At 60.3% G+C, this 25,885-nt stretch carries 20 protein-coding genes and 1 riboswitch; of the genes, 12 read left to right on the plus strand and 8 right to left on the minus strand.

Annotated elements, in window-relative coordinates:
- Positions 1-302: 302 nt before the first annotated feature.
- From thiL to thiE, 3 genes are read right to left on the minus strand one after another with little or no spacing between them, the layout of a single operon-like run.
- Positions 303-1,352, minus strand: coding sequence for a thiamine-phosphate kinase (gene thiL / locus ACZ5IU_RS07295; protein ID WP_464421532.1), 1,050 nt, complete (start codon positions 1,350-1,352; stop codon positions 303-305).
- Positions 1,349-2,170 (minus strand): hydroxyethylthiazole kinase, encoded by an 822-nt coding sequence (gene thiM / locus ACZ5IU_RS07300; RefSeq protein ID WP_464421533.1) that lies wholly within the window; start codon positions 2,168-2,170, stop codon positions 1,349-1,351. The genes thiL and thiM overlap by 4 nt, the downstream gene beginning before the upstream one ends.
- The gene (gene thiE, locus ACZ5IU_RS07305; RefSeq protein ID WP_464421534.1) at positions 2,167-2,808 is read right to left on the minus strand and encodes a thiamine phosphate synthase; all 642 of its coding nucleotides are present in this window, start codon (positions 2,806-2,808) and stop codon (positions 2,167-2,169) included. The genes thiM and thiE overlap by 4 nt, the downstream gene beginning before the upstream one ends.
- 90 nt (positions 2,809-2,898) lie before the next feature.
- Positions 2,899-3,011, minus strand: a riboswitch (TPP riboswitch).
- 164 nt (positions 3,012-3,175) lie between these two features.
- Here thiE and ACZ5IU_RS07310 point away from each other — a divergent pair.
- From ACZ5IU_RS07310 to ACZ5IU_RS07330, 5 genes are read left to right on the plus strand one after another with little or no spacing between them, the layout of a single operon-like run.
- Complete coding sequence (locus ACZ5IU_RS07310; protein ID WP_464421535.1) at positions 3,176-4,831, plus strand: hypothetical protein; 1,656 nt, start codon at positions 3,176-3,178, stop codon at positions 4,829-4,831.
- A gap of 39 nt (positions 4,832-4,870) precedes the next feature.
- Positions 4,871-6,409: an ATP-binding protein gene (locus ACZ5IU_RS07315; RefSeq protein WP_464421536.1), complete on the plus strand. Its 1,539-nt coding sequence runs from the start codon at positions 4,871-4,873 to the stop codon at positions 6,407-6,409.
- Positions 6,406-7,146: a response regulator gene (locus tag ACZ5IU_RS07320; RefSeq protein ID WP_464421537.1), complete on the plus strand. Its 741-nt coding sequence runs from the start codon at positions 6,406-6,408 to the stop codon at positions 7,144-7,146. The genes ACZ5IU_RS07315 and ACZ5IU_RS07320 overlap by 4 nt, the downstream gene beginning before the upstream one ends.
- Positions 7,143-8,462, plus strand: a complete 1,320-nt coding sequence (locus tag ACZ5IU_RS07325) for a TrkH family potassium uptake protein (RefSeq protein WP_464421538.1) — start codon at positions 7,143-7,145, stop codon at positions 8,460-8,462. Before ACZ5IU_RS07320 ends, ACZ5IU_RS07325 begins: the two co-directional genes overlap by 4 nt.
- A 12-nt stretch (positions 8,463-8,474) precedes the next feature.
- The gene (locus tag ACZ5IU_RS07330) at positions 8,475-9,176 is read left to right on the plus strand and encodes a potassium channel family protein (protein ID WP_464421539.1); all 702 of its coding nucleotides are present in this window, start codon (positions 8,475-8,477) and stop codon (positions 9,174-9,176) included.
- Between the two features lie 39 nt (positions 9,177-9,215).
- On the opposite strand, the gene ACZ5IU_RS07335 is transcribed toward ACZ5IU_RS07330, so the two are convergent.
- On the minus strand, positions 9,216-9,896 hold the full coding sequence (locus ACZ5IU_RS07335) for a hypothetical protein (protein ID WP_464421540.1): 681 nt from the start codon (positions 9,894-9,896) through the stop codon (positions 9,216-9,218).
- A gap of 301 nt (positions 9,897-10,197) precedes the next feature.
- Between ACZ5IU_RS07335 and ACZ5IU_RS07340 the strand changes: the two genes are divergently transcribed.
- Positions 10,198-11,907, plus strand: a complete 1,710-nt coding sequence (locus ACZ5IU_RS07340) for a sensor domain-containing diguanylate cyclase/phosphohydrolase (RefSeq protein WP_464421541.1) — start codon at positions 10,198-10,200, stop codon at positions 11,905-11,907.
- Positions 11,908-12,045: 138 nt separating this feature from the next.
- Positions 12,046-13,155: a linear amide C-N hydrolase gene (locus tag ACZ5IU_RS07345; protein WP_464421542.1), complete on the plus strand. Its 1,110-nt coding sequence runs from the start codon at positions 12,046-12,048 to the stop codon at positions 13,153-13,155.
- An 89-nt stretch (positions 13,156-13,244) separates the two neighbouring features.
- Here the strand turns inward: ACZ5IU_RS07345 and ACZ5IU_RS07350 are convergent, their stop codons facing one another.
- Positions 13,245-13,718: a chemotaxis protein CheW gene (locus ACZ5IU_RS07350; RefSeq protein WP_464421543.1), complete on the minus strand. Its 474-nt coding sequence runs from the start codon at positions 13,716-13,718 to the stop codon at positions 13,245-13,247.
- Positions 13,719-13,788: 70 nt separating this feature from the next.
- Complete coding sequence (locus tag ACZ5IU_RS07355) at positions 13,789-15,831, minus strand: methyl-accepting chemotaxis protein (RefSeq protein WP_464421544.1); 2,043 nt, start codon at positions 15,829-15,831, stop codon at positions 13,789-13,791.
- Between the two features lie 548 nt (positions 15,832-16,379).
- On the opposite strand from ACZ5IU_RS07355, the gene ACZ5IU_RS07360 reads away from it, so the two are divergent.
- From ACZ5IU_RS07360 to istB, 3 genes are all read left to right on the plus strand, one after another.
- Positions 16,380-18,800: a PAS domain S-box protein gene (locus ACZ5IU_RS07360; protein WP_464421545.1), complete on the plus strand. Its 2,421-nt coding sequence runs from the start codon at positions 16,380-16,382 to the stop codon at positions 18,798-18,800.
- A gap of 743 nt (positions 18,801-19,543) precedes the next feature.
- Complete coding sequence (gene istA, locus ACZ5IU_RS07365) at positions 19,544-21,049, plus strand: IS21 family transposase (RefSeq protein ID WP_464420569.1); 1,506 nt, start codon at positions 19,544-19,546, stop codon at positions 21,047-21,049.
- Positions 21,046-21,840, plus strand: coding sequence for an IS21-like element helper ATPase IstB (istB, locus tag ACZ5IU_RS07370; RefSeq protein ID WP_464420571.1), 795 nt, complete (start codon positions 21,046-21,048; stop codon positions 21,838-21,840). Before istA ends, istB begins: the two co-directional genes overlap by 4 nt.
- A gap of 227 nt (positions 21,841-22,067) precedes the next feature.
- Here istB and ACZ5IU_RS07375 read toward each other — a convergent pair whose 3' ends face one another.
- Positions 22,068-22,805: a response regulator gene (locus ACZ5IU_RS07375; protein ID WP_464421546.1), complete on the minus strand. Its 738-nt coding sequence runs from the start codon at positions 22,803-22,805 to the stop codon at positions 22,068-22,070.
- A 371-nt stretch (positions 22,806-23,176) separates the two neighbouring features.
- Between ACZ5IU_RS07375 and ACZ5IU_RS07380 the strand changes: the two genes are divergently transcribed.
- Positions 23,177-23,347, plus strand: coding sequence for a hypothetical protein (locus tag ACZ5IU_RS07380; protein ID WP_464421547.1), 171 nt, complete (start codon positions 23,177-23,179; stop codon positions 23,345-23,347).
- A gap of 472 nt (positions 23,348-23,819) precedes the next feature.
- Positions 23,820-25,556: a BACON domain-containing protein gene (locus tag ACZ5IU_RS07385; RefSeq protein ID WP_464421548.1), complete on the plus strand. Its 1,737-nt coding sequence runs from the start codon at positions 23,820-23,822 to the stop codon at positions 25,554-25,556.
- Between the two features lie 100 nt (positions 25,557-25,656).
- On the opposite strand, the gene ACZ5IU_RS07390 is transcribed toward ACZ5IU_RS07385, so the two are convergent.
- Positions 25,657-25,839 (minus strand): hypothetical protein, encoded by a 183-nt coding sequence (locus ACZ5IU_RS07390; RefSeq protein ID WP_464421549.1) that lies wholly within the window; start codon positions 25,837-25,839, stop codon positions 25,657-25,659.
- Positions 25,840-25,885 lie beyond the last annotated feature (46 nt).

Raw genomic sequence — 25,885 nt, forward strand, 5'->3', positions numbered from 1 at the left:
CTGGGGTGCGGTTATGCCACGGAAGCGCGTTCCTTTCTGCTGAAAGGACGAACTTCTCGGAGGCGGCCCCAGGAACTTCCGTCATCATACTTACTCTTGCGTTCATGCCTGACAGCGGATATCCTTGTCCGAACGCCGCGTCCCCGAAGGGTTTCGCCTCCTGGCGGTCGCGTCGGAACAATCGTTTTTTCTTCTGGGGCTCGGATAGCGGAGGGGAATACGGCTTTCGCTATTGTGCAGCACGCCTCCGGCGGGAACAGGCTGCCCGTCCGGAGGCGTTTACGTTCTGGGACGTTCCCGGGTCACTCCATGCCGAAATGCTGCCAGCTCCCGAGGTCGAGCGGAGCGGTCCGGCCGTCGTCGAGGACGAGCGTTTGCCCCTTCTCCGGCGGCGTGACCGTTCCGATACGGGTGAGCGTCGTTCCCGTTTCGTCGGCGACGAGGCGCGCGAGCGCTTTCGCCTCGCGTTCGGGGCAGGTGAGCAGGAGTCCGTAGTCGTCGCCGCCGACGAGCGCGTAGCGCCACGCGGGGAACGGTGAAATTCCCGCGTCGCGCGCGGCCGAAGCGAACGCGCGGACTTCGGACGACAGGGGCAACGCGCGGACGTCGATCTCTACGCCGACGCGGCTGCGTTCGCAGATGTGCGCGACGTCTCCCGCGAGACCGTCGCTGACGTCCATCATCGCGGTCGCGAGGCGGGAGCCCGAGATGACGCGTCCCTCGCGGACGCGCGAAGCCGGGGCGATGTACCGGTGGATCAGGTGATCGCGCGCCTCCTGCGGCACCGGTATCTGCGGTTTGAAAACGCACTCGAGGCCGCAGTAGGCGTCGCCGACCGTGTCCGTGACGAGCAGGGCGTCGCCGGGACGCGCGCCGCTGCGGAGCATCAGCCGGTCGCGTTCGACCTCGCCGAGAAGCCCGACATCGACTGAAAACCCTATCGGCGACCGCGTCGTGTTGCCGCCGACGATGACGGTTCCGTTCGCGGCGGCCGCGGCCGCGAGACCCCGGTAGAGCCCCTCCGTCCATTCGACCGACCCGTCGGCGGGCGCGGAGAGCGACACGGTCGCGAAGCGCGGGCTTGCACCCATCGACGCGACGTCGCTCAGGTTCGTGATCATGACCTTGTATCCGATCTGTTCGGGCGTGGCGAGCCAGGGCAGGTAGTGCCGGTTCTCGATCGACGCGTCGGTGGTCCACACCCAGTACCCGCGCCCGGGGTCCGACGGGGAGCCCATGTCGAGGACGGCGCAGTCGTCGCCGACGGCGAGAACGACTCGCTTTCCGTCCTGCGGCAGGATCGCGGCGAGCCGGTCGATCAGGCCGAATTCCCCGATCTCGTGGAGTTTCATGCGACCATCTCCGCGGGAAGGTTTTCGCCGAGGTCGTCCGGCGCCATGTTTGCCATTTCGTCGAGAAGCAGCGCGCGGAACGTTCCGGGGCCCCCCGCCGCGCGACCGGCACGCTCCGCCGCGAGGCGGTACATCCCGAGGGCCGCGCAGGCGGCGGCGAAATAGTCCCGCTCGACGGCCGCGAAGGCCGCGATGACCGATGTCGCCATGCATCCCGTTCCCGTGAGCATCGTCAGGTACCGGTGCCCCGAGCGGATGCGCGCCGTCCGTCGCCCGTCGGAGACGTAATCGGACTCGCCGCCGACGGCGCAGACCGCGCCGGTCGAAAGCGCGAGGGCCGCGACGGCTTTCGCCGGATCGTCGAGTCCGACGATCGCGTCGACGCCCCGGACCCGTCCTCCGAGGCCCGAGAGAGCGCCGATCTCCCCCTGGTTGCCGCGGATGATATCGACGTGTCCCTCGGCGAGGATTCTCCGGATCATGCGCGTCCGCACCTCGTTGGCGCCGATTCCGACGGGGTCGAGAACGACGGGGCGGTTTCGACCGTACGCCTCGTGACTGCATCGGATCATGGCCTCGTTCCAGTCCGTGAAGGTCGCGTTGCCCGCGTTGATCACGAGGGCGTCGGTCGCGAAGAGACCGGCCTCCTCGAGCGCGTGCCCCATTACTGGGCGGGCTCCTGTCATGATCGTGATGTTCGCGGTGTCGTTCATCACGACGAAGTTCGTGATGTGGTTGATGCACGGGTGCGTCGCGTGGAGCGCCGAAAGGGCGCGCGCGGCCGCCTCCCGGAGGGCGTCGGCGCCGGACGGGATCATTGCCGGCACGCCCGTTCCGCGAACGCCGTCCGGACGGCTCGAGCCAGGCCCTCCGTCGCCGTGCGGGAATCGGGGGCGAACAGAATCGCCGAAATCACGGAGACGCCCGAGGCGCCCGCGCGGATCGCGAGGGGCGCGTTTTCGAGCGTCACGCCGCCGATCGCCACGATAGGGATCGCGACGGCCCGGGCGATCTCGCGGAGACCTTCGACGCCGATGGGCCCTTCTTCCTTGTTCTTCGTCGCGGTGCCGAAGACGTCGCCGACGCCGAGATAGTTCGCCCCGGCCGCGATGGCCCTCCTCGCCTCGTCGACGGAGCTCGTCGATATCCCGAGGATCCTGTCCGGCCCGATGAGCGCGCGGGCGCGTCCGGCCTCGATGTCTTCCTGTCCGAGATGGACGCCGTCCGCGTCGAGCGCGAGCGCGAGGTCGACGCGGTCGTTGACGATGAACGGAATCGAGGCCGCGCGGGCGATGTCGCGAACGCGCCTGCCCGTGTCCAGAAACTCGCGGTCTCCGTGGACCTTGTCGCGGTACTGGATCAGCGTCGCGCCTCCGGCGATCGAATCGCGCACCCTGTCGAGCAGGTCGTCGACGGGGTGGGTGAGCAGGTAGACCGACAGATCGAATGCCCTCATGTGAACGCACCTCCGGTTGTTTCGGGGGCGCGGGCCGGCGAGGGATACGAAAAAAGCCGTCCCTGCCTGCCGGCGAGGACGGCCCTCCGTCAACGATACTGCGATCCTTCCCTCCGCCGGCATTACCCGGATCAGGTTCAAGGGTCGACGGCGCCGCGCCATCCTCTCAGCCCGCGTTCGCGCGAGCTCCCCCGCATCAGATTTTCATAAGAATAGTCACAAATGGCCGGAACGTCAAGCGAATCGGATGAATCGTACGTCCTCCGTCCGTTTTGACGATTTTTTGAGCGTTCGCGGCTCATCCTTGCTCCTGCCTTGACGGCGGAAACGGTATCCTGTTTCCGGATACCCGGGAGGTGTGATTCATATGGTTCATGAAGAGACGTTTTTCGAAGAGGAATTTCCTTCCGGTCTGCGACATGCGTCGTTTCGGGATGCGTTTGTACGGACCGCGTCGGCGATTCCGGTTTTTCCGGCGATCTGCGTCGCGGCCGTCCTGCTGGCGAGCGCGTGGGGGTGCGCCCTCTTCGGGTGCGATACGGGCGAAGGCGCGTCGTTCGCGGGGTATCCGGCGGGAATGCTGTGTCTTCTCGTCGCCGTGTGCCTGTCCGCCGGCCGCGTCGATTCGCCCCGCCCCTGGAGTTCGCGACTGCCGGAGCCGGACGACCATCCGGACGATATCGTCCGGAGCGTCCTGCTCTTTCTCGTTTCGTTCGTGTCGATCGCACTGATGCTGACGTTCGCGGCGTTCGCCCTGACCGGGGCGCCGCACGGAGCGGGCGGGGTGACGGCCGTTCGGCTGCTCGCGCTCGTCGCGTGCCTGATTCCGACGACACTCGGCATCCTGCCGTTTGTCCGGCTCTGCTGGAGGCGCGAGCTTGCCGCGAGGGGAATCGTTCCGGTATCGCGCGACGCGCTCGAAAAGTCCGCGAAGGTCGATACGGTGGTCCTCGAAGGGCTTTCTTCGGTTTTTAAGTCGGCGCTGCGGGTGGAGGAGTTCATTCCTGCGCCGAAGATCGATGTCGAGGTTCTGCTCCGGGCGGCCAGATGCGCGTCCCTTGACGACGAGACGCCCTTCGGAAAGGCGATTCTCGCGTGTTCGAGGCGCCTCGCGGAATCCGGAGAGGACGATTGCGTCCGGAACGAGGCCGAAGGCGGCCGATTCGGAAAGGGGACGCCCGGGGAGGTCTTTCGTTCCCTGGAAGACGCGGAAGAGGAGATTCCGCGCGCAGTGCGCCATGTCGTGGACGATATCGTGCGGTCGGGAGGCGTTCCGCTTCTCGTCACCGACGGAACCGAGGTTCTGGGCGCGGTCCACCTGCGGCGCGCGCTGCGCGAGAGCGTTCTGGAGCCGATGAGGTCGCTCCGCCGGTGGGGCGTTCGGACGATTCTGGTCGATTCGGCCGATGAGGCGACCGTCGCTTCCGCCGCGGCCGAGGCCGGGATCGACGATTTCGTTCCGATCCGGGCGCGTGTCGCCGGGGAGGATCCATGTGCCGCGCAGCGCGCGAAGGGGCGCGTTCGTGCGGCGATGTCGCCGGAGGATCCCGGGTGCGTGGATGTCGTCCTCTCGTCCCGCGCGGAGGCCGCGGTGGATTTTCTGACCGTCGACGAGTGCGCGGCACGACTGCGGGATGCGGTGGCGACGGGGAAGAAGTTCGCCGCGATCCGGTCGCTGCTGACGTTCTTCGGGTTCGCCGTCGACGCGTCGAAGTGCGCCATCCTCCTCCCGGCAGTCCTCGCCGGGGCGGTACCGGAACTTCGGACGTGGGACATCCTCGGCCTTTCCGGCGCGGCGCACCTGGTGCCGCTTGCGATCCTGTTCAACGCGGTCGTCATGCTCGCCGGGATTCTCGTGCTTCTCCGGGGCGTCGAAATCGCTTCGCCGTCACGAAAGAGGGGATATCGCCGGCTTCTGTTCGCATCGGGCGCGGCGGGGCTGTTCGCGACGTTCGTCTATTTCCGGAGCGCGGAGTTCTGTCTTTCCGTTCTTGTCTCAGGACTGGACAGGTTTTTCGGTTGATGCGACACTACATCCGACGGGGGGATGTCCGTGTCGCGTATGTTCGAAAGAATCCGTACGTTGGGAGCGGGAGCCGTTCCCGCGTTTCCCTATCTCAGGGCGGCGTTGCTCGTGGGAGCGGCGACGCTTCTCGGGTTCGTCCTCCGGAGCGCCTTCGCCCTCACGAATCTCGCGATGGCCTATCTGTTCGTCTCGGTCGTCTCGGCGCTCGCCTACGGCCGGGGCCCGTCGATCTTCGCTTCGATCCTCGGAGTGCTGGCCTTCGATTTCTTCCTCGTTCCTCCGATGTATACGCTCGCCGTCGACGACTCCCAGTACGTCATCACGTTCGTCGGACTGCTCTTCGTCAGCCTCGTCGTGAGCGCGCTCGCCTCGAGATCGCGGGAGCGCGAGGACTTCGCCCGGCGCCGCGAGGCCGAGGCCAGGGCGTTGTACGAGTTCATCGGGGAGCTGTCCGGGGCTTCGGCGAACGTCGCCTCCGTGATCGTGAGACATGCGGCGCGCCTCTTCGGACGCGACGTCGGCCTGTATCTTCCCGACGGGGCCGGAGCGCACCGTCTTGCCGAATCGACGGAAGGGTTCTGGGAATCTTCCGATTTTCCCGCGAATGTTGAATGGAGCGTCCGGCACATGGCCCCCTGCGGACAGGGAACGGATGCCTTCGTTCCGGTCGAGGCGACCTTCCTGCCGCTGTGTCCGCTTCCGGGAACCGATCGCGCTCCCGGCGTCCTGGCGCTTTCGGGAGGAGGCCGGCCTCCGTTCGCCGGCGATACGAGACGCCTGCTCGACGTCTTCCTGTTGCAGGCCTCGGCGGCGCTCGACCGCGAGCGGCTCGCCGCCGCGGCGCGCGAGGGGGAGATCGCGCGGGAGCGGGAGCGTCTTCAGGAGGCGCTCCTGAGTTCGATCTCCCACGAATTCCGGACGCCGCTCGCCACCATTACGGGAGTTATCAGCGCGCTGCGCGAGGCCGAACGGACCGACGGGGACTTCGTGCTTCCGCCGGAAGACAGGCGCGAGCTTCTCGATTCCGCCGGAGACGAGGCGGCCAGGCTGAACAGGCTGGTCGGAAACCTGCTCGGGATGAGCCGGATCGAGGCGGGGCGCCTGACGCTGCACCGATTTCCGACCGATCTGCGGGATATCGTCGACGAGAGCGTCGAGAACCTTCGCGGCGCCATAGTGGCGCACCCGGTTTCCGTGCGGTGCGACGCCGTTCCAATCGCGTCGGTCGATCCGGGGCTGATGGACCTCGTGGTCGGCAACCTTCTCGAAAACGCCGCGCGCTATTCCCCCGAAGGGGCGCCGATCGACGTGACGCTTCGCGTGGAGGGGCGGAACGTCGTTCTCGACGTCGCGGATCGCGGAAAGGGGATCCCGGCGCAGCACCGGGAACGGATCTTCGAAAAGTTCTACAGGATCGGCGACGGCGATGGCGACGGAGGCGGGACTGGACTCGGGCTCTCGATATGCCAGGCCGTGACGGAGGCGCACGGCGGAACCGTCGAAGTCCTTCCCCGCGACGGGGGAGGAACGGTTTTCCGCGTCGTGTTGCCGGCGTGCGAGGAGGTGGAGGCATGATGGAAGGACTTCGGGTTCTCGTTGTGGATGACGAACGGTCGATCCGTCGGTTTCTCCGGGTTTCCCTCGGCGCGAGGGGATACGACGTCCGGGAGGCCGAAACCGGCGAGCTCGGTCTTTCCGCGGTCGCGTCGTTCCGGCCCGATCTCGTGATTCTCGACCTCGGTCTCCCCGACGTCGACGGAGTGGAGGTCATCAGGCGGCTTCGCGAGTGGAGCGAAGTTCCCGTCATCGTCCTCTCCGTCCGGGACGCGGAGGAGCAGAAGGTCGCCGCGCTCGACGCGGGGGCGAACGACTACGTCACGAAGCCGTTCGGCGAAGGGGAACTCGCCGCGCGGATCCGCGCCGTTCTCCGGACGCAGGGGGGAGAAGTCCGGCAACCCGTTTTCGAGAGGGGGGATCTTCGGGTGGATCTCGAGTGCCGCGTCGTGACGCTTCACGGGGAGCCCGTCTCCCTGTCGCCGATCGAGTACGACCTCCTTCGCGCGCTCCTCAGGAACACGGGCAAGGTGCTGACGCACGCGCAGATCATCCGGGCCGTCTGGGGAGACGGGTATCTCGGGGAACGACACCTGCTCCAGGTCACGATGAGCAATCTCCGGCGAAAGATCGAGCCCGATCCGTCGAAACCGCGGCTGATCCGCACGGAACCCGGCGTGGGATATCGCGTCGCCGCCGATTTCCGGACCGGCGACGGGGACGGATCCGACACGGGCGAGGCGACGCAGGCGATATGAAAATATACAGCTCGTTCAGAATCGAGCGGATGATCGTCTTCGGCTTTCTGGCGGTCATCCTTGCGGGAACCTTCGCGCTGTGGTTCGGAAACATGCCGTACCGCCGCGTGCCGCTGCTGGACTGTCTCTTCACCGCAACATCCGCCGTCTGCGTCACCGGCCTGTCGACGCTCGACACGGGGACGGACTTTTCGCAGGCATCGCAGATCGTGATTCTCGTCCTCATCCAGCTCGGCGGACTGGGCGTCATGACCGCGACCACGGCCCTCCTGTACGCGTTCCGGCGGCGCATCGGAATCCGCCAGAGAATGCTCTTCTCCGGCGGGCTCGGGCTCGATTCGCCGTCCGGAGCGGTCCGGCTCGCGAAGAAGGTCGTCCTCATCACGGTGTTCATCGAAGCGATGGGCGCGATCCCGATGTTCTTCGCGTTCAGGAGCTCGTTTCCGGGGCCGAGATCGCTCTATCTGGCCGTCTTCCACAGCGTCAGCGCCTTCTGCAACGCCGGGTTTTCACCTTTTTCGGACAGCCTTCAGCGGTTTTCCGGGACCGTCACGATTCCGCTGACCGTCATGACGCTCATTCTCCTGGGCGGAGCGGGGTTTCTCGTCATCGACGACATCCGGAACTCCCTGCTTCACCGCGGGGGACGACTCTCGGCGCACTCGCGGCTCGTCGTCGCCGTGTCGGCTCTTCTCGTCGTCGGAGGTGCGCTCGCGATCTGCGTCTCGGACTGGAACGGCGCCCTCGCGGGGCATTCGTGGAGGTGGAAGCTGTGGAACGCACTCTTCCACAGCGTTTCCCCCCGTACCGCCGGGTTCAACACGATCCCGATGGACAGGCTGACATCCCTCGGCGCGTTCTTCACGATCCTGCTGATGATCATCGGAGCGTCCCCAGGTTCGACGGGCGGCGGAATCAAGACGACGAGCTTCGCCCTGCTGATGCTGTCGACCGCCAGGGAAATCCGCGGACGGGACGAACTCGTCGTCGGCAACCGCTCGGTCGGCCGGGAGAACGTCTCGCTCGCGTTCACGCTGGCGGTCCTCTACACGCTCACGATCCTCATCGGGATAACGGTGCTCGCGGTCCTCGAAACGCACCCGTTCAGGGCGCTCGCGTTCGAGGTCGCGTCCGCGCTCGGGACGGTGGGGCTCTCCCTGGGGATCACGTCGTCGCTCTCCCCGGCGGGAAAGGTGATGATCGTTCTTCTGATGTTCTGGGGCCGGGTCGGCATCCTGACGTTCATGTACGGAATCGCCGCGCGGGAGGCTCCGTCGCGCGTCTCGTACGCGGAAACGCATATTCCCGTGGGATAAGGAGATGCATTCATGATGAAGCGGAAACAGACGGTTCTCGTCGCGGGGCTCGGGCGCTTCGGTACGGCTCTGTGCGAACAGCTCTCGGCCATCTCCCAGTACGTCGTCGCCGTGGATACCGACCGCGAACGGGTCGCGTCCGTCTCCGACTACGTCGATATCGCCGCGCAGGTCGACGTGACGGACGAAGACGCCCTGGTCAAAGTCGGCGCCAAGGAAGTCGACGTCGGCGTCGTCGCCATCGGCGAGAGTCTCGAGGCGAGCATCCTGGCGACCACCATCCTGAAAGGGCTCGGGGTCCCCCTCGTCATCGCGCGGGCGCAAAGCGCACTCCACGCCCGGATCCTGTCGCGGGTCGGGGCGCAGAAGGTGATCTTCCCCGAGAGGGATATCGGAAAGAGGGTGGCGGAGCAGATCGTCCACCCGTGGATCTCGTCGTTCAGCCAGATATCGGGAAGCTCGTTTTTCATCGGCGAGGTGGCGCCTCTCGCCGAGATGGTGGGAAAGACGCTCTCGGAACTTCATTTCAGAAAGACGTACAACGTCATGGTGCTTCTCTTCGCGCGGGACGGAAAATTCCTCTTCCCGACGGCCGACACGGTCATCGGCGGAGGAGACCGTCTTCTCATCTCCGGCGAAAGGGACGACATCGACGCCCTCGTCGAGCGGATCCGGCAGGAGAGCGGACGGGAAGGGAGCGAGGATCGTCCGTGACCGGGGGCGCTCCCGGGCTCCGTCGGAAACGCGCGGCCGTCAGGGCTGCACGGGCCGCTCGAGCCATTCGGCGACCTGCTCGTCCGTCAGCCGCGTCAGGAACTCTTCGTCCTCCGTCCCGTTGGTCAGGTACTCGTAGTCGCTTCGGTAGAGGAAATACGCGCCGCACTCGGGGCACCGCCTGAGCTGCAGCGCGCGGCTGCTCAGAGGCTTGAAATCCCGGACGATTTCGAGCGATCCGGCGGCGGCGGGCAGCGATGTGCTGCTCTCCTGCCGGCCGCATTTCAGGAATGCGTATTCCTCGTCCTTCAGCCCCGAGCATGTGCCGCATTGTGTCCGGAGTGCCTCGTGCGATTCTCCGTTCTGCATGGTATGCCTCCGTTCATTGGCGTCGTGTCGCGCGTTTCCGTCGCCGTCCGAAGATCCGTTCAAAAGCGCGCTTGCCGCGTTGCAGATCTCGCTCCAGGCGAAGATGAAGATTCGTCCGGTCTCGATGTCCCGCTCCAGCGTCGGGAAGCGCTCCGAAATGAAGGGGTGCTGCGCCGCCAGATTCCGGATCGACTCGACGGACTCCTCGCGCATCCTCCGAGCGTCGTCGGAGTACCCGTGATCGTCGGCGTCGTTGGCGCTCCCGATGGTCGCGCACAGATGCCGCAGAAGGACCAGGGCGGTCCGGTCCTCTTCGCTGAACTGCGTCCGGGATTGTCCGGATTCCGTCATTTCGGCATCACTCCCATCTTCTGAAGAAAAGACCACACATCTCGGGTGCAGGAGAAACAACTCCCAAGCTTCCGCGACGCTTGTCGAAGCGTTTCTCAAGAATACACCATCGGGCCTTCGGACGGCGCCGCGTTCGCGGCCCACCGGGAAGAATCTCCGGGATCGGCGCGTTTTTGCTACAATACGCGTCATACGGCACGGAAAGCGCGTGACGTCCGGCCTGTCTGCTTCGTGATCGTGCGGTGCACGGAAGAGCGACGGAAGGCGGGTGGAATTCCACGCGCGAAGCGGAGGTGGCGGCGTGGCGACACGGGATATGTCGATCAGAAGCGTCATCGTCGTCGTTTTCGTCGCACTCATGGCGATCACGACCGCCTCCGTCGGCTTCATCGTGTTCTCGAACTGGTTTTCTTCGGCGCGGAGCGTGTCGAAAAAACTCGCGCTCGACATGAACGAGGACATCTTCGGAAAGATCGACTCGCATCTCGCGACGCCGCTGTCGATGAACGAAGTCCACCGGGCCGCCATAGAAAGCGGTGTCGTCGATCTCGATGACGCCGCGGAGCGGGAGCGCTTCTTCACCGGGGTTCTTCGCGCGCAGCCGGAGTTCGTCTACAGCTTCAGCTACGGTTCCGAAGCCGGAGAATACTACGGCGCGCGGCGCAACGCGAGCGGCCTGAAAATGCTCGGGTACGCCCGCGAGTCCGACCTGATCGGCCGGAACATGCACGACGCGATCCACCACTCCCGTCCCGACGGGACGCCGGTTTCATCGCAGGAGTGCAGAATCTTCCGCGCGTTCGCGTCCGGCGAGGGGATCCATGTCGACGGAGAGGTTTTCCGGAGAGCCGACGGAACCTGTTTCTACGTCGAATACTTCTCGTATCCGCAGTTCAGAAACGGTGAGATCGTCGGCGTCGTCGTCACCTTCCTCGACGACACCGATCGGCGCGAAAACGAGGAGCGCATCGGCTACCTGAGTCTCCACGACGTCCTGACGGGGCTGAGCAACCGGATGTTCTTCGAGAGCGAACTCCGCAGGATCGACGTCCCGGAAAATCTGCCCGTCTCGATCGTCTTCGGCGACGTCAACGGCCTGAAGCTCACGAACGACATCTTCGGACACGCCGCCGGGGACGAACTTCTCCGGAAGGCGGCCGGGATCCTCAGGCGCGTCTGCCGGGAGAGCGACGTGATCTCCCGCGTCGGCGGCGACGAGTTCGCGATCCTTCTCGCGAAGACGGAACCGGAGGAGGCCGCGCGGATCGTCGAGCGGATCGGGCGCGAGTTCGCGAAGGAGACGATCGTCGCGATCAGGGCGAGCGTCTCCGTGGGATTCGACACGAAGACGGAGGCCCGGCAGTCCATCGAGGAGACGCTCAGGAACGCCGAGGACGCGATGTACCGGACGAAGACGCTGGATCGAAAGGCTGTCGCCTCCGGTATGATCGACACGATCGTCGAAACGTTCCATTCGGAGAACCCTTGGGAGAAGCGGCACGCCCTTCTCGTCAGCGGTCTGTGCCGGGAAATCGGAACGGCGATGGGAATGCCCGAGACCGAGATCCGCAAACTCCGGGAAACCGGTCTGCTGCACGACATCGGGAAGATCGCCCTGACCGGCGGCACGGCGCACGTTCGCACTCCGAGAACGAAGGAGGAAATCGAGGCGTTCCAGCAGCACCCCGTCGTGGGGTTCCGGATCCTCAACCTTTTCGACGATACGCTCGATCTCGCCGAAGGAGTCCTCAACCATCACGAGAACTGGGACGGGTCCGGGTATCCCAGAGGCATCAGCGGCGTGGAAATTCCCCTTGCGTCGCGGATCGTCCGGATCGCGGAGAGCTTCGTCTCGATGACGGAAGAGGATGGCGGACACGTCCTCGCCCCGCAGGAAGCGCTCGACCGGATCCGGAAGGGGGCCGGAACGATCTTCGACCCGGAGATCGTCGAGGTTTTCGTCCGGCTCGTCTCCGCGCGAACGTCCGGGACGGTGGCGTCCGATGCCTGAAGCATCCGCCGTGAAGCGCTTCAGAACGGTCCGTCCACCATGACGCAGCCCGGATTCATCCCGGTCGCGCCGTTCCGAAATCGATCACCGCGGCATCCGGGGCATCCCTCCCGGATGCGATGACAAGGAGGCAGAGCAATGCGCAATAACGGTACAGCGTCTCGTTCCATGTTCACGACGATCATCCTTCTCGCGGCCGTCATCCTCGCCGCGACGGGCGTCGCCGCGACCGCGTGCAGCCGCGTGCTTTCGTCCTCGAACGGACAGGCCGTCCTCGTCGGCAGAAACATGGACTGGCCCGAAAAGACGGCGATCTCCCTGTGGGCCCTTCCGCGCGGACTCCGCCGCGACGGCCTCCCCGGGGAGAACTCCCTCGTGTGGAAATCGAAATACGGAAGCATCGTCGCGGCCTCCGTCGTCGGAAACAACGCCTTCGTCGCCGACGGGATGAACGAAAGGGGCCTCGTGGCGAACCTGCTGTGGCTCGACGAAAGCGACTACGGAAAGAGACGCAAGGACGTTCCCGGGCTCTCCGTCGCCCTGTGGGCGCAGTACGTCCTCGACACCTGCGAGACCGTGAGCGAGGCCGTGAAGGCGATGCGGTCGGCGCAGTACCAGATCGTGGGGATGAAGGTTCCGATGGACATCCCGAAGGTCGGCGTCACGATGTCCGAAGCCACGCTCCACCTCTCCCTCGCGGATTCTTCCGGGGACTCTGCGATCGTCGAGTACGTCGGCGGCAAGCCGCTCATCCACCACGACCGGAACTACACGATCATGACGAACCGTCCGACGTTTGAAAAGCAACAGGAAAACCTCGGGAAATACAGGGGCTTCGGAGGAACCAGGCCGCTCCCCGGGACGGCCGATTCGCTCGACCGGTTCGTTCGCGCCGCGTACTACATGAAGTACCTCCCCAAACCGAATACGTTGCGGGAGGCGGTCGCGGGAGTCCTCAGCGTGACCCGGAACGCGTCGCAGCCGTTCAGCGTGTCGGTCGACCCGAAGAACCCGTACATCGCCGCGACGATCTGGAGGGTCGTCGCCGATTCGACGAACGGGGTCTATTATTACGAGTCGACGACGAGCCCGTTCCTCATCTGGGCGGACTTTTCGTCGTTCGACCTCTCGGAGGAGGCCACGGCGATGAAGCTCGACCTGGGGAAGAACGATCCCGATTACTGCGGGGACGTGTCGAAAAAGTTCGTGAGGGCGGACCCGTCGGAGCTGAAGGTTCCCGTGTTCTAGGGCGAAAGAAGCGCGAAGTCCGGATTTGCCGTCAGGCCGCACGGTGCGCCGTGCGGCCTGCTTTTCCCGATGTCATCCTTCTCCTGAGATTATCCGTCCCCTGCGCGTCTTCTCTCGAGCGCTCCTTTTTCCTCCAACGTGAAAATACGATCAAGATCCAGAATGATGATCAGCCGGTTCTCGACCTTCGCGACTCCGCGAATGAAGTCCGACGAGACTCCGTTCGCAACGATCGGCGGCGTCGGCTCGACGGATTCTTCCGGAATCCGCAGGATTTCCGACACTCCGTCCACGAGGACTCCGATGTTCTGGTTTCCCATGTTCACCACGATGATTCGCCGCTGCGACTCGTCCGCGTTTCTCCCGTTTTTCGTTTCGAAACGCTTGCACAGGTCGACGATCGGGACGATCTGGCCGCGAAGGTTCACGATACCCTCGATGAAATCGAGGGATTGCGGAATTGCCGTGATGTTCTGGAGACGAACGATCTCGCGGACCTGCGAAATGTCGATTCCGAACTCTTCGCTGCCCAGGCCGAATACCACCAGCTGATGTTCCACCATCTTCACTCCCTCCCCGTCGGTTGCCGAACCGCGACGATCGCTGAAAAACGTCCGGATTCCCCGTCGGTCTTCATTTCTTCGGCAGGAGTCCGTTCGAGGAGTCGTCGACGACGAAACGTCCCACGAGCTTCTGCAACTTCTCGGCCGTCGCGGCCATCTCCTGCGCCTCCTTTGCGATCGACTCCGCCGCCTTCGTCGTCTCCCGCGACGCGGATCCGATCGACGCGACCGATTCGACGACGTTCCCCGTCGCCTCCGTCACGCTCTGCACCGCGCTCGTCATCTCCTCGCTTGACGCCGCCTGCTCCTCCGACACCGCCGCGATGCTCTGGATCGCCTCGACCATCTTCTTGGTCGCCGCCAGCGCCTCCGTGAGTTTCTCCTGCGTCCCGGACGCCCGTTTCATCGTCTCGCCGAGAATCCTCCCCGTGGTTTCCGTCGCGGTTATGGAGTCGCCGGAATGCCTCTGAAGCCCTTCGATGAGCTTGTCGACTTCCTGCGCCGCGCGCGCCGATTCCTCCGCAAGCTTCCTGACCTCTTCCGCGACGACCGCGAAGCCCCGCCCGGCCTCTCCGGCCCTCGCCGCCTCGATCGCCGCGTTCAGGGCCAACAGGTTCGTCTGGTCTGCGATCGACGTGATCGTCGCCACGAATCCGGAGATGTCGTCCACCGACTTCGCGAGCGCCCTGATCCGTTCGATGCTCTTCTCCGATTCCCCTTCCGCCTTCCCGATGTCTTCGATAACGGCGCTCACTTCTTCGACGGCGTGTCCCGTCCCTTCGGAGACTTCCGTTCCTTCCTTCGCCCCGTCGCTCGCGGTCCGGGCCGCGGACTGGGCGCTCGACGCGATTTCCTCGATCGAGGCGTTCGTTTCCTCGAGGGCCGCCGAACTTTGTTCCGCCATGCTCTGGACCTTTTCGACCGCACCGGACACTTCCTCCATCGACGAGAGGCTTTCCTCCGAGAGGGAGGCGAGCGTTTCCGCCCTTTGGGACGTTTCTTCGGCCTCATGTCGGATGGATGTCATGACCTCGCGAAGGGAAGCGACCATTCCGTTGAGGATGCGGGAGATCTGCGCGATCTCGTCCTTCCCGGAATCGTCGTAGCTGACGGTCAGATCCCCCGCTCCCAGTTTCTCCGTAACCGTCCCCATCGTTCCGATCGACCTCGCGAGGCTCCTGACGATGAAGAAAATGACGGCGCCGGTGATGACGAGCGCGACGGCCGCTATCGCGAGCAGAATCGTCGTCAGCCCCCGCACCATCGCCGTGATCTCCGACACGGGGAAGAGGACGCCGAGGGAATATCCGCGCTGCGTCGGCGCGAAGAACATCTGGCGTTCCTCGCCCTGATACGTATAGGACTCGAATCCGGTGTTCCCGGCGATCATTTTCTTTCCTATATTCCGAACGGCTTCGGGAAGCTTCGGGTCCGTAGTGATGTTCGCTTTCAGGACATCCTCCTTGATATGGTACGCCGCGAGAAGTCCGTTCCTGAGAGTCATCAGGCCGCTTCCCTTGCCGAATATCCTCAGATTCACGACGAATTCGTTCATGGCGGCGATGTCCATTTCCCCCGCGACGACGCCGAGCAGTTTTCCTTCCCTGTCGTTTATTGTCGTTGCGGCCAGAATCACCGTGTTCCCGGTGATCATGCTTTTGAAGGGATCGGTGAAAATGATCCGGTCCTTGCCTGCCTGGACCGCCTGCTTGTACCACAGGCGCGAGCGCACGTCGTACCCGGCGGGCTCCTTCCAGCCGGTGCCGTCCGAAAGCCTGCCGGTCGCCTCGTTGCCTATGTATATATCGAGAACGCCGTCAGACTTCGTCTGTTGCGCGAGGTTCACGGCGATCCTCTGGAGACCTGCGTCGTCGCTCACGCCGAGCTGCGTCGCCGCATACTGCACGGAGACGGCCGCCGTACGAACGACTCCCTGGATTCTGTCGAACTTTCCGTCGATGATATCGGCCGCGCCTTTAACTATCTCCATGCCGGCGGAGTTCACCTGATCGCGCATCAGCGAATCGCTGCGGTAATAGGTAAAGCCAGCCATCGTCGCAATCACCAGCAGGACGACTGCGGCCATCGAAATCAATTTTCCTCGTATCGTCATTTTCCCGCCTCCGTCGATTGTCGAAGTTTTCTATGGCATGTTTCTGCTTGCGGGGTACAGGATCACATTCGCCCGATTGAACCCGGAGCTTTCAGAAATACGGGTACAGGAGTCGGATCGGATCGGGTTCTGTTTTTCTGGGAATCTCTCGGATGCACTCCTCCTTTTGGCTTTCCGATGCGCATAATCCGGTTTTTTTTAAAAACATTTTCGGATTCGAAACTCCACACTACGATCAAACAACACTTTGCGACGGTCAGTATCCCTATTGTCGTTCGCCGTATCTCAAGGTCAAGTTGTTCTATCAGTATAAAAATATGTCCGTGAAATTGTATCTTGAGTCATATATTGAATAAAACTCGGGACGTGGCCTGAGATGATAGAATTTTGATCACAAGGTATATTTTCTCACTTTTACTAAATAATTTTAATGAGATCTAAAATATATAAAAGTTATTGGAGTTATTGTTTTGAAATAAAAATATCAAAGCATTAAAATTCTTATGATTGTTTAAAATAGATTTTAATCACAAGGGGCGGCGTACGCTATGGACGGGACACGAGATGAAAGAAAAACAGCTGGAAACGACGACATAAAGTCGGTTCGGATAGAGAAATTGCGGCGTCAGAGGGTTTTGTACTCCATGATGACGAAAGTATTCGATAACGTCATCTGGCGATTCGACCTGGAAACGATGACGGTGCTCGATGTCAGCCCATCTGTGAAAAAGGTTCGAGGATTCGATCCGGAAGAGATTGTCGGTCGCGGAATGAAAGAGCTGCTTATGCCTGATTCTTATAAAAGAATTAAAGAGCATATACCGGAATGGCTTGCGTCTCTGTCCCACTCTCTGACTCGTGAGATTCAGTTCATCGAGACCGTGGAGCAACCGTGCAGGGGTGGAACAACCGTATGGGTCGAAATCGCAGTCTGCCTGTTTCGCCGTATGAATGGAGGCATAGAAGCGGCAGGCATCAGCAGGAGACTCGACCAGCATGGACATCCGGCGGATTTGTGCCGCCGGTTGGCCGAAAGAGAGCAGTCCCTGCGGTTATTTATTGATGCGGCGCCCTGTTTTCTGTGCTGCATCAACTATGACGGCACGCTTCTCCAGGTGAATCAGCGATTTGCCGATTTCTGGGGAATTGACAGGCAGGAGATCCAGGGGCGTCCCTTCGGCGACGCGATTGCGCCGGAATTGCGCGAAAAGCATACTCGAATGTTTCTTGAAGCGCTGCAGGGAAAAACCATGGATTTTCTTGATCAATATCAAAGGGCTGGATCGAAGAAAAAAATCTGGACTCACGGAGTATACGCGCCCATTCGTTCTTCCGACGGCATCGTCGAAAAAATCATCGTAGCGGTTATGGATGTTTCCGAACGATCCGAAATGAAACAACAGCTTATCGAGGCGGAGAGATTGGGAAAGACGGGCAGCTGGAAAATAAACCTGACGACCAGAAAATTCACATGTTCGGATGGAATTCTGGAGTTATTCGGAGTCAGCAGGGAAGAGCTTGAAAGAGAATCCTACAGAATACTGTATTCTCGTTCCGCTTCGGATGATGTAAAAAAAATCAAGAAGGGAATTCTATCGCTTTTTCGCAATAACAGTTATTTTTCCGAAGAAGTACATGCTCACTTGTCAAATGGCGAGATCCGGTTGATCAGAGTGAGCGGCGTTACATTGAAAAATTCGGATGGTCGATCAAGTGATATTTTAGGGAGAATTGAAGATATTACCCAGCAGAGTGAACGAGATAAAACGGAAAAAGATATAATAGTTCGCCTGAGAGAATTCTCAAAATCAATGCCGGGAGCCGGAATGATACTCGATGAACTTGGGAATATTATAGAAATTTTCGATGAAAATAAATTATTATCTTTAAATATTTCTAGAGAATTGTCTTGGGGAAATATATGTGATCTATTTCCGATAGAAATATCGCAAAAGTTAATCCAAAAAGTAAAGAGTGCTATTGATAATAAAACTCCTCAATTTGATGAATTCGTATTAATCTCGGAGTTGGGAAGCAGATGTTTCTCTGTGCGAATTGTCCCTATTGCATATAAAATATCAAATAAAAGTACGGTTGCATGCAATATGCTTGATGTTACTGAACAAAATAAGATAAAAAAAATGTCCGATCCGGCATATGCGAGACAACGGAGGAACGACCTGCTGAATGGTCTGATAGAAGGCAGGATCGCTCCATCGCGTGAAGTATTGGATCAGGCGTGGCAGGTGAGGCTGAATCTGGGGCGGAATTTCTCATGCTTTCTGATCGCTTTCAAAGGATCTCTGGACTCCCAGGAAATGCCGCGGGAGCGAGAAAGAAAAACGCATGCGGCGATCGACGATTTGATGGGACTTCTCGCCGGGAATTCCGAGGTCATCGCGTGGGAAAGCAAGGAAGGTATCGCAGTTTTAGTTCCGGCTCTTCACGACGTGCGTGATATTCAACTCGAAGAACGAGAGCAGGCAAGCAGCTGGCAGGGAGCGATAGACGAATACGCTCCGGAAACTGAGATCTGCATTGGAATCGCCGAATTCCATGAGAATACTTTCTGGAATCTTGCCAAAGTATACGGACAGGCTCGCACCGCAGCCGAATTGGGAGAGAAGCTGGAACCCGGCGTGTGTATTCACCATTATCTGGACATCGGAGTATTTCAATTTTTCCCGGCTGTATTGGATAAAGAGCATGTGAATGATTTCATAAGTCGGACTCTGGGGAGGCTGGAGGAATACGATCATACCCATGGGACAGATCTTGAAAATACATTGACGAAAATCATGCAGTCGAACAATCTGGAAGAAGTGGCAGAACAACTTTATGTACATCGCCAGACCGTTCTGTTTCGAAAGCGACGCATCGAAAAAGTGCTCAATGTGTCTCTCCGTGACTCCGAGACCAGGTTGGCTCTGGGAATGGCTTTGAAATTCAAGCAAGTATTTCGGCAATAGTTGCAATTGATTTTTTAATTATAAAAAATCAATTGCGCAAGTATAGTTACTGACCTATGAATATTAACATGCGTATTTATTTTTGTATATTTAAAAATTTCGTCATTAAAATATACCAAATTTATGAAATGGGTAAGAGAGACACAAGAGATCGACGAGTCTCCTTCCCTCGTCCGGATCGAACTGCTTTCCGGGATTTTACCGAATCCCGACGGTCACATCTTCGATTCCGGGGGCGTCTCTGTACGGCCTGACAGACGTCATCGCGTCGTACGCGTCGGCCAATGCCGGCATCCTGCTCCCGATGTGGATCGATTCCCCTCCCCGAGAGTCCGTCGGGGGCCCTTTCCGTCGAATCTTTCGTAATGATGCTTCGCTATGTCCGCGATCGCCTTCTGAATTGGAAAACGGCGGGAGGATCTGCCCCATGATGAGCGGATGTTTCCTCATGTACGCCATCTCCTCCTTGGCCAACCGCCCAGGTTTGTTCGGCACTGTATCGCTGATACCTCTCTATTTCTATGTCGTGAAGCCTGGCGGCGAGCCCGAGATCCGACAAGAGCTGCGTCGATCCGTAGGTCTCCAGCACATATCGGCCGCATATTCCGGTGATCTGCTGGTTTTGGTACTCTAAAATTGACCACTTTAGAGGCGAACGAGAGCCGAAAATTGACCACCTGACCATAGCTCCGGGTATCATCGGCGGGGACGCACACCACGACGATGAAGCCGGAGGGGAAAGGATGCTCAGTGTGGACCAGTACGAATACATACGGACCGCTCAGCGGATTTACGGCAAGAACGTGAGCGAAATAGCCAGGGAGACGGGGCATTCACGCAACACGGTGAAGAAAGTGCTTCGGGGGGAATTCACAGGCTATTCTCCAAGAAAGATCCAGCCTTTTCCGGTGCTCGGCCCCTATCACGAGATCATATTCAAATGGCTGGAAGGGGACCTTGAAAGTCCGAAGAAGCAGCGCCATACGGCGAAGCGGATATATACCCGACTGGTGAACGAATACGGGTTTACCGGAAGCGAAACGACAGTGCGGCGCCACGTGGCGGCGGTCAAGAGAACGCTCGGCTTGAAAAGTTCCGGGGCATTCATCCCCCTGGAGCCGTCACCGAGAGGAGAGGCGGAGGCGGACTGGGGAACCGTCGCTGTAATCCTGGGCGGAGAAGCCGTACGGGTGAAATGCTTCTGCATGAGATCGAAGTACTCGGGAACGCCCTTTGTCCGGCTCTACCCCTGCGAACGGCAGCAGGCCTTATTCGACGGGCTCAGCCGGGGATTCGTCTATTACGGGGGAGTCTTTCCCGTAGTGATCTTTGACAACCTGAGCGCGGCGGTGGAGAAGGTTCTTCTCGGGAAAGAGAGGAAAGAGCGGGAAAGCTTCGTCCGGTTTCGCTCCTGGTACACCTTCATCGGCCGCTTCTGCTCGCCGGGACGGGGAAACGAGAAGGGCGGAGTCGAAGGGCTCGTGGGATTCGCGCGCCGGAACTTCCTGACGCCCGTCCCGCAGGGAGAAAGTCTGGAGGACATCAATGACAGACTTGTGGAGGAATGTCTCTCCTACGGCTCCCACAGGATCGCCGGGCGGGAAGGAACCGTAAGGGAGCTTCACGAGGCGGAAAGGGAGGTCCTCATTCCCCTTCCGCGCCACCCCTACGGCAACGAACAGACCGTACCGGTGAAGGCGGACAAATACGCCACCGTCATGGTGGACAAGAACCGGTACTCCGTCCCCGCCTCCTACGCCGGCCGGCCGCTCAGGGCGATCCTCACGGTGGACAGGATATCGGTCTACAGCGGAGGAACCCGGGTCGCCGACCACGGAAGGAAATACGGGAACAACCACTGGATCCTCGATGCGGACCACTACCTGGAGCTTCTCCGGGAACGGCCGGGAGCCTTCCGGGACGCCCGCCCGCTTACGGAATGGAAAAAGACATGGAGCGAATCCATGAACACCCTTCTGGAACAGTTCCGGGAACGTCGGGGAGAGAACCGGGGAATCAAGGAATTCATCGACGTCCTGCTCCTCGCCAGGAATTACGGGCAAAAGCCGGTTGAGGACGCGGTGGAACGGGCTCTTGAGAGCGGACTGGGCAGCGCCGCTGGAATCCGCTGCCTGCTTGAAACGGCCGGGACGCGGGAGGAGTTCGTCCGTCCCCTCGAATCGGAACGGTGGACCGTGCTTCCTCCGGCGGACGTATCGGCCTATTCTGTCCTGGAGGCCAGACAATGAACGCGGGACTCCTCATGCAGGTTCAGGAAAACCTGAAGAGCCTCACCCTCGGCAACGCCGCCCGACACCTTGAAGAACGCCTCCGGCAGGCCGAGGAACGGGGAGCGAGCTACGAAGAATTTCTCCTTGACGTCACGGAACTGGAACTCCAGATCCGCTCGGAGAACAGGGAAAAGAGAAGGTTGAAGGAAGCCCGGTTCTCCCTGGTCAAGACACTGGGAACCTTCATCTTCGAAGAGGCTCCGCAGCTTGACAGGCGGCTCATCGGGGAACTGGCCGCCGGAGACTACATCTCCCGGCGCCGGAATATCCTCTTCCTGGGCAAAAGCGGGTGCGGGAAGACGCACCTCGCCACCGCCCTGGGAATAGAAGCCTGTCGGAAGAACATGCGGGTGCGGTTCACGACGGCCTGCAACCTCGTCAACGAACTTCTGGAAAGCCGGGGAGAGAAAACCCTTGCGCGGACCCTCGGAAAGTACACCCGGTACGATCTTCTGATCGTGGACGAACTCGGGTACGTTCCTTTTTCGAAGGAAGGAGGCGAGCTTCTGTTCCAGGTCTTCGCGGAACGACACGAGCGCGGATCGGTCATAGTAACGACGAACCTTGGATTCGGCAGCTGGACGGAAGTCTTCGGCGACCCGAACATGACGGCGGCCCTGCTTGACCGTCTGACCCACAAGGCGCACATCATCGAGTGCGCGTGGGAGAGCTACAGACTGAAGGAAACTTTGAAGGAGGGACGGAAGAGAAGCCGGATACAACTCAAAACGGAAGGCGCGGAAGAATGACCGAGGTGGTCAAAATTCGGCTATCACTGGTGATCAGATTTGCGTTGTCAAAACCAATCTGCTCCAAATGCCCCTTCGTGGAGATATCCTTCGCCTCCATCGAAAACGGCATCCGGTGTTTGCAACGGTTTGAAAGTCCGATTTGTGCGGATTGGAGTCCGCATAATGAAAGATGCGCGTCAGGCTCCCTGGAGATCGGAAAAAGCGAATGAAACGGAATGTGCCGCTTACTTTCCGGAAGGACCGACCTGTCCGACTCTTCGATAGAGAGAAACCGGCCGCCCGATTGGTTTATATGACGGCGTTTTCGAAAGAACGCCGTCCGTTACCAGATATTCCAGATAGCGCCACGCGGTCGAACGGGAGATGTGGCAGATCTGCATGGCATCGGCAACGGACATCGTCCGGAACGGATCCGTTTCGAACGCGGCGAATATTCGGGAAAGGCACTCGCGCTGCAGGCCCTTCGGAGTCTCCTTGCCGACGATCGACAGGCGTCGCTCCGTCAGGAGCTTGTCGACTTCTTCCTGATACACCCTCCCCGATAACCGCGACCGGTATTCGAAGAATTTCCGGAATGCCTCTATCGATGTCACGAGCCGGTCAATACCGAAGGGCTTCAGAATGAAGTCGAAGACACGATACCCGAGAATGGAATCGATCGCGACGACGTTACTGATGCGACTCACCCCGATCATCATCGCAATGCTCTCCCGCTGGACAATCCGAACCGCTTCGAGAGGCCGCCTGGGCGACATGGCGGGTTCCAGGATGACGAGGTCCGGAGACGCGGACCGCAGGACTCTGCGCATGTCCGTAGAATTGAAAACGCCTCCGACGAGTTCGAACCCGCCCTGCCCGCGCACACAGCGCTCCACGATATGCATCACCATAGGATCCGCCCCGGCGATCAATACGTGTATCTTTTTCTTGCTCCTCTTCCAGAGGCGATGTGCCTCGTCCATTGCCCACGTTCCTCCCTTTTCAGTGATGTTTTACACAATGCACGGAATGGCACTCCGCAGATATCTCCGGAGTGTTTTCTCTGTTTCTTTCGGTGTTCACTCCTTGCAGGGATTGAGAAAACGAAAGAAAGGGAATGAAACGAGCGTTCCTTCCCAGTGGGGGACAGCCATGAATCGCGAAAACAAAACACAATACCTTGATAATTTTAGGAGTTGTCTCAGAACTTGTCGCTTTGAAGAGAGTATTTCTTGTCATTTATATTTATATTTGAATAAAAAGCAAAAACGTAGTATTTGCAATAATTTAAGGCTAATTTTTAGAATATAGATGTACTAGCACTTTCTATCTATTTTTCTGGGAGGAAAACACGTTGGATCCGCTCAGGTACTCCATTGACGATGATCGTTTTTTTCTTGATTCTGAGTCTTTCCTGAAAAAAAGTGAAAAAAACCAGGAGGATGGCTTGTATGGGAGGTTTTTCAAGGAAACAGCAATTGAAGCTAGTAGTTTGATTTGTTTTTTAACAAGTATTACTATTTGATGCTGAACGTGGGCCGGGAGCGATTTCCTGATTCGTCGACAGGCGGTCCATACGGAGAGGAACGAGAGGTTCATGGATATGGAATCTTCAGCCCTGGGACCTCCCTTCGGGAAAACACCTCCATATCCGACCGGCTCGTCGAGTTGAGCCGGACATTTCTCTGGAAGGTCGGATTCGCCTCATCTTTTCGCGGAAAGCAAGGCCGAACGGGAAATTCAGGACGATTACGGATTGCCGGAGATCTCGTCCGGCGACATGTGCGTTGTGCCGCACGCGGACGAAGAGAAAGTCGGAGGAGAGTACGGGTACGCCAGGGGAGCTGCGTCTTGAGGACGAAAGGGTTTGCCCTATTGACTCTGACACTGTGTCAGGGGGGATCATCTCCCGAAAGCCAAATGGAGAAATGTGAGCTATACTCGGCAGCGTCATGCCAGACCATGCGCGACGAACATTACATCGGGAGGTGCGACGGATGAGCGGAAAGAAGATAATTCTGTGCGTTGTTCTGCTGTTCGCGATGGCGTTGTTTTCGGGAGGGTGCGGTGGAGGTGGTGGGGACTCTCAGGGGATTCTCGACAAGATTTACTACATCGGGGAGGTTCACGGAGATCTCGCCGCGTACCTCAGGGCGATAGCGACCGAATTCCTTCCGTACGACGGAGAGGCGACGGATTCGCCGCTGCTCGTATCGTTCCGTGACGGGTTTATCCCCGACGAATCCACGAAGGACGCGGTCAAAAAGGTGTTCGACGCAGGGCAGGTCGTGGCGGTCGAGCACGCGACGGTCGACGAGGTCAACGGCTTCCTGGCGGCTATCGGCCAGGAGCCGAACTTCAGTCTCGATACCGCCGAGGACGGCCTGGACTACGTGGAACTGTACGCCGTCGAAAAGCTCTCGCGCGACGCTCTCAATACCGACATCTGTACGTGGATCACCCCCGCCGACAAAAGCCCGATGGTTCTTTCGGAGCCCATCGCGAGTGATGACGAAAAACCGGAAGTACCGGACATGGAGGCGTTCCACGAGATGCGGGCGAGGAATTTCGCGAGGTACGTCGCCGACAACGACGCGAAGCAGGAGGCGGTCAGACAGGCGCGAGAAGCGGGAGAGGCCGCGGTGACGGCGTCCACGGGCGAGCTGACGCAGCTGGCCCAGGCGCAGATATACACCTACGACGCCTCGATATACAGTCAGGCCTTCCAGATCACGTATTACCTCTATGCCTGCCATTCGTACAACGAGGCCAACAATGTCGACTACGACTGGTTCGTCGTCCAGCAGCGCGGGATGCTGAACCCCGCGAACAATTACGAGAACAAGAACGGTCAGATGGGGTGGAGCAAAACGACGCTCGCGAGGATTTCGGGGTATATGGTCGACTACGAGTTCGATAACTGGCTCGACTACGACAATTCGCGCCGGTACGTCCAGCTCATGAATTCGACGCCCGGGACGACGCAGGGCAGCTCGAGCACGACGAGCGGCTTCTCCTGGAACCTGGGAGGCAACATCGGATTCAACGCCTCCGGCCCCACGGGAGGGCTCAGCGCCGGGATCAGCTACTCGTCGTCGGAGTCGGTGACGATCAGCGACTGCACCGTCACCAACTCGTCCGTGCCGACGAGCTCGTCGACGAACGCCCACTGGACGTACAGCTTCCCGCGCCCGACGATCAAGAGCTCCGGCGGCAACCCGTTCTATCTGGGCCAGTTCAACGACGCCGTCCTCCTGTCGCGGAGCAACTTCCAGCCGTACAACCAGTGGATGTGGAAGATCGCCCCGGAGGCGAGGGACGCGGTCAGACAGTTCAAGTCGAAGTTCTCGTGGAAGAACGGTCTTTCGTACGGAAACCAGTACGTGATGTGGGTCGAGGCGATCAAGACGAAGCATCAGGACTGGGAGTCCGACTCGAGGACGTACGTCATCCCGTTCATCTACCCGCCGCTGATCGCCGGGAACAACCTCGACTTCGACGCGAAGGGGAGCCACGCGCGCCTCGATTTCGGAACGGCGAGGAACTGGACCGCCGCGAGCGATCAGTCCTGGTGTACCCTGAGCGCGACGTCGGGGGACAAGAACGCCGCGAACAACGTGTACGTCACGGTGGAACCGAACGCGACCGGGAGCGACCGGACCGCGAAGATAACGCTGAGCACGGCCGACGGCAAGGGGACGTACACGGTCAAGGTCTTCCAGTCGCGCTACTAGAGCGGTACCGGAACGGAAGAGAACCGCGCTTCGCGACACGCGCGAGGCCGCGCCTGATGAGGGCGCGGCCTCGCGTTTCCGTTGCGGCGGAGGGCGGGGGCTACGACTCCGGGTTCTCCTGCACGCGGCGCAGCAGCTCTTCGAGCGTCGCGATCTCCACGTCCGAGAGTCCCCGGTACACGATCGCGTCGAGCGTGTACGACACGGCTTCGTAGATCTCCTCGAGCAGCGGCGCGATGTCGTCCTTCACGACGCGGTGGCCGCCGTTACCCTGACACCCCATGCCCGCCTGGCACCCCTTCATGACCAGTTCGTTGAGGACGACGAGG

The organism is Lactivibrio alcoholicus, assembly GCF_055390895.1.

What these genes read in the sequence shown, in the direction of transcription:
- thiL (WP_464421532.1), bottom strand. Translation starts at nt 1,352, where the DNA reads ATGAAACTCCACGAGATCGGGGAATTCGGCCTGATCGACCGGCTCGCC.
- thiM (WP_464421533.1), bottom strand. Translation starts at nt 2,170, where the DNA reads ATGATCCCGTCCGGCGCCGACGCCCTCCGGGAGGCGGCCGCGCGCGCC.
- thiE (WP_464421534.1), bottom strand. Translation starts at nt 2,808, where the DNA reads ATGAGGGCATTCGATCTGTCGGTCTACCTGCTCACCCACCCCGTCGAC.
- ACZ5IU_RS07310 (WP_464421535.1), top strand. Translation starts at nt 3,176, where the DNA reads ATGGTTCATGAAGAGACGTTTTTCGAAGAGGAATTTCCTTCCGGTCTG.
- ACZ5IU_RS07315 (WP_464421536.1), top strand. Translation starts at nt 4,871, where the DNA reads ATGTTCGAAAGAATCCGTACGTTGGGAGCGGGAGCCGTTCCCGCGTTT.
- ACZ5IU_RS07320 (WP_464421537.1), top strand. Translation starts at nt 6,406, where the DNA reads ATGATGGAAGGACTTCGGGTTCTCGTTGTGGATGACGAACGGTCGATC.
- ACZ5IU_RS07325 (WP_464421538.1), top strand. Translation starts at nt 7,143, where the DNA reads ATGAAAATATACAGCTCGTTCAGAATCGAGCGGATGATCGTCTTCGGC.
- ACZ5IU_RS07330 (WP_464421539.1), top strand. Translation starts at nt 8,475, where the DNA reads ATGATGAAGCGGAAACAGACGGTTCTCGTCGCGGGGCTCGGGCGCTTC.
- ACZ5IU_RS07335 (WP_464421540.1), bottom strand. Translation starts at nt 9,896, where the DNA reads ATGACGGAATCCGGACAATCCCGGACGCAGTTCAGCGAAGAGGACCGG.
- ACZ5IU_RS07345 (WP_464421542.1), top strand. Translation starts at nt 12,046, where the DNA reads ATGCGCAATAACGGTACAGCGTCTCGTTCCATGTTCACGACGATCATC.
- ACZ5IU_RS07350 (WP_464421543.1), bottom strand. Translation starts at nt 13,718, where the DNA reads ATGGTGGAACATCAGCTGGTGGTATTCGGCCTGGGCAGCGAAGAGTTC.
- ACZ5IU_RS07355 (WP_464421544.1), bottom strand. Translation starts at nt 15,831, where the DNA reads ATGACGATACGAGGAAAATTGATTTCGATGGCCGCAGTCGTCCTGCTG.
- ACZ5IU_RS07360 (WP_464421545.1), top strand. Translation starts at nt 16,380, where the DNA reads ATGGACGGGACACGAGATGAAAGAAAAACAGCTGGAAACGACGACATA.
- istA (WP_464420569.1), top strand. Translation starts at nt 19,544, where the DNA reads ATGCTCAGTGTGGACCAGTACGAATACATACGGACCGCTCAGCGGATT.
- istB (WP_464420571.1), top strand. Translation starts at nt 21,046, where the DNA reads ATGAACGCGGGACTCCTCATGCAGGTTCAGGAAAACCTGAAGAGCCTC.
- ACZ5IU_RS07375 (WP_464421546.1), bottom strand. Translation starts at nt 22,805, where the DNA reads ATGGACGAGGCACATCGCCTCTGGAAGAGGAGCAAGAAAAAGATACAC.
- ACZ5IU_RS07385 (WP_464421548.1), top strand. Translation starts at nt 23,820, where the DNA reads ATGAGCGGAAAGAAGATAATTCTGTGCGTTGTTCTGCTGTTCGCGATG.
- ACZ5IU_RS07390 (WP_464421549.1), bottom strand. Translation starts at nt 25,839, where the DNA reads ATGGGGTGTCAGGGTAACGGCGGCCACCGCGTCGTGAAGGACGACATC.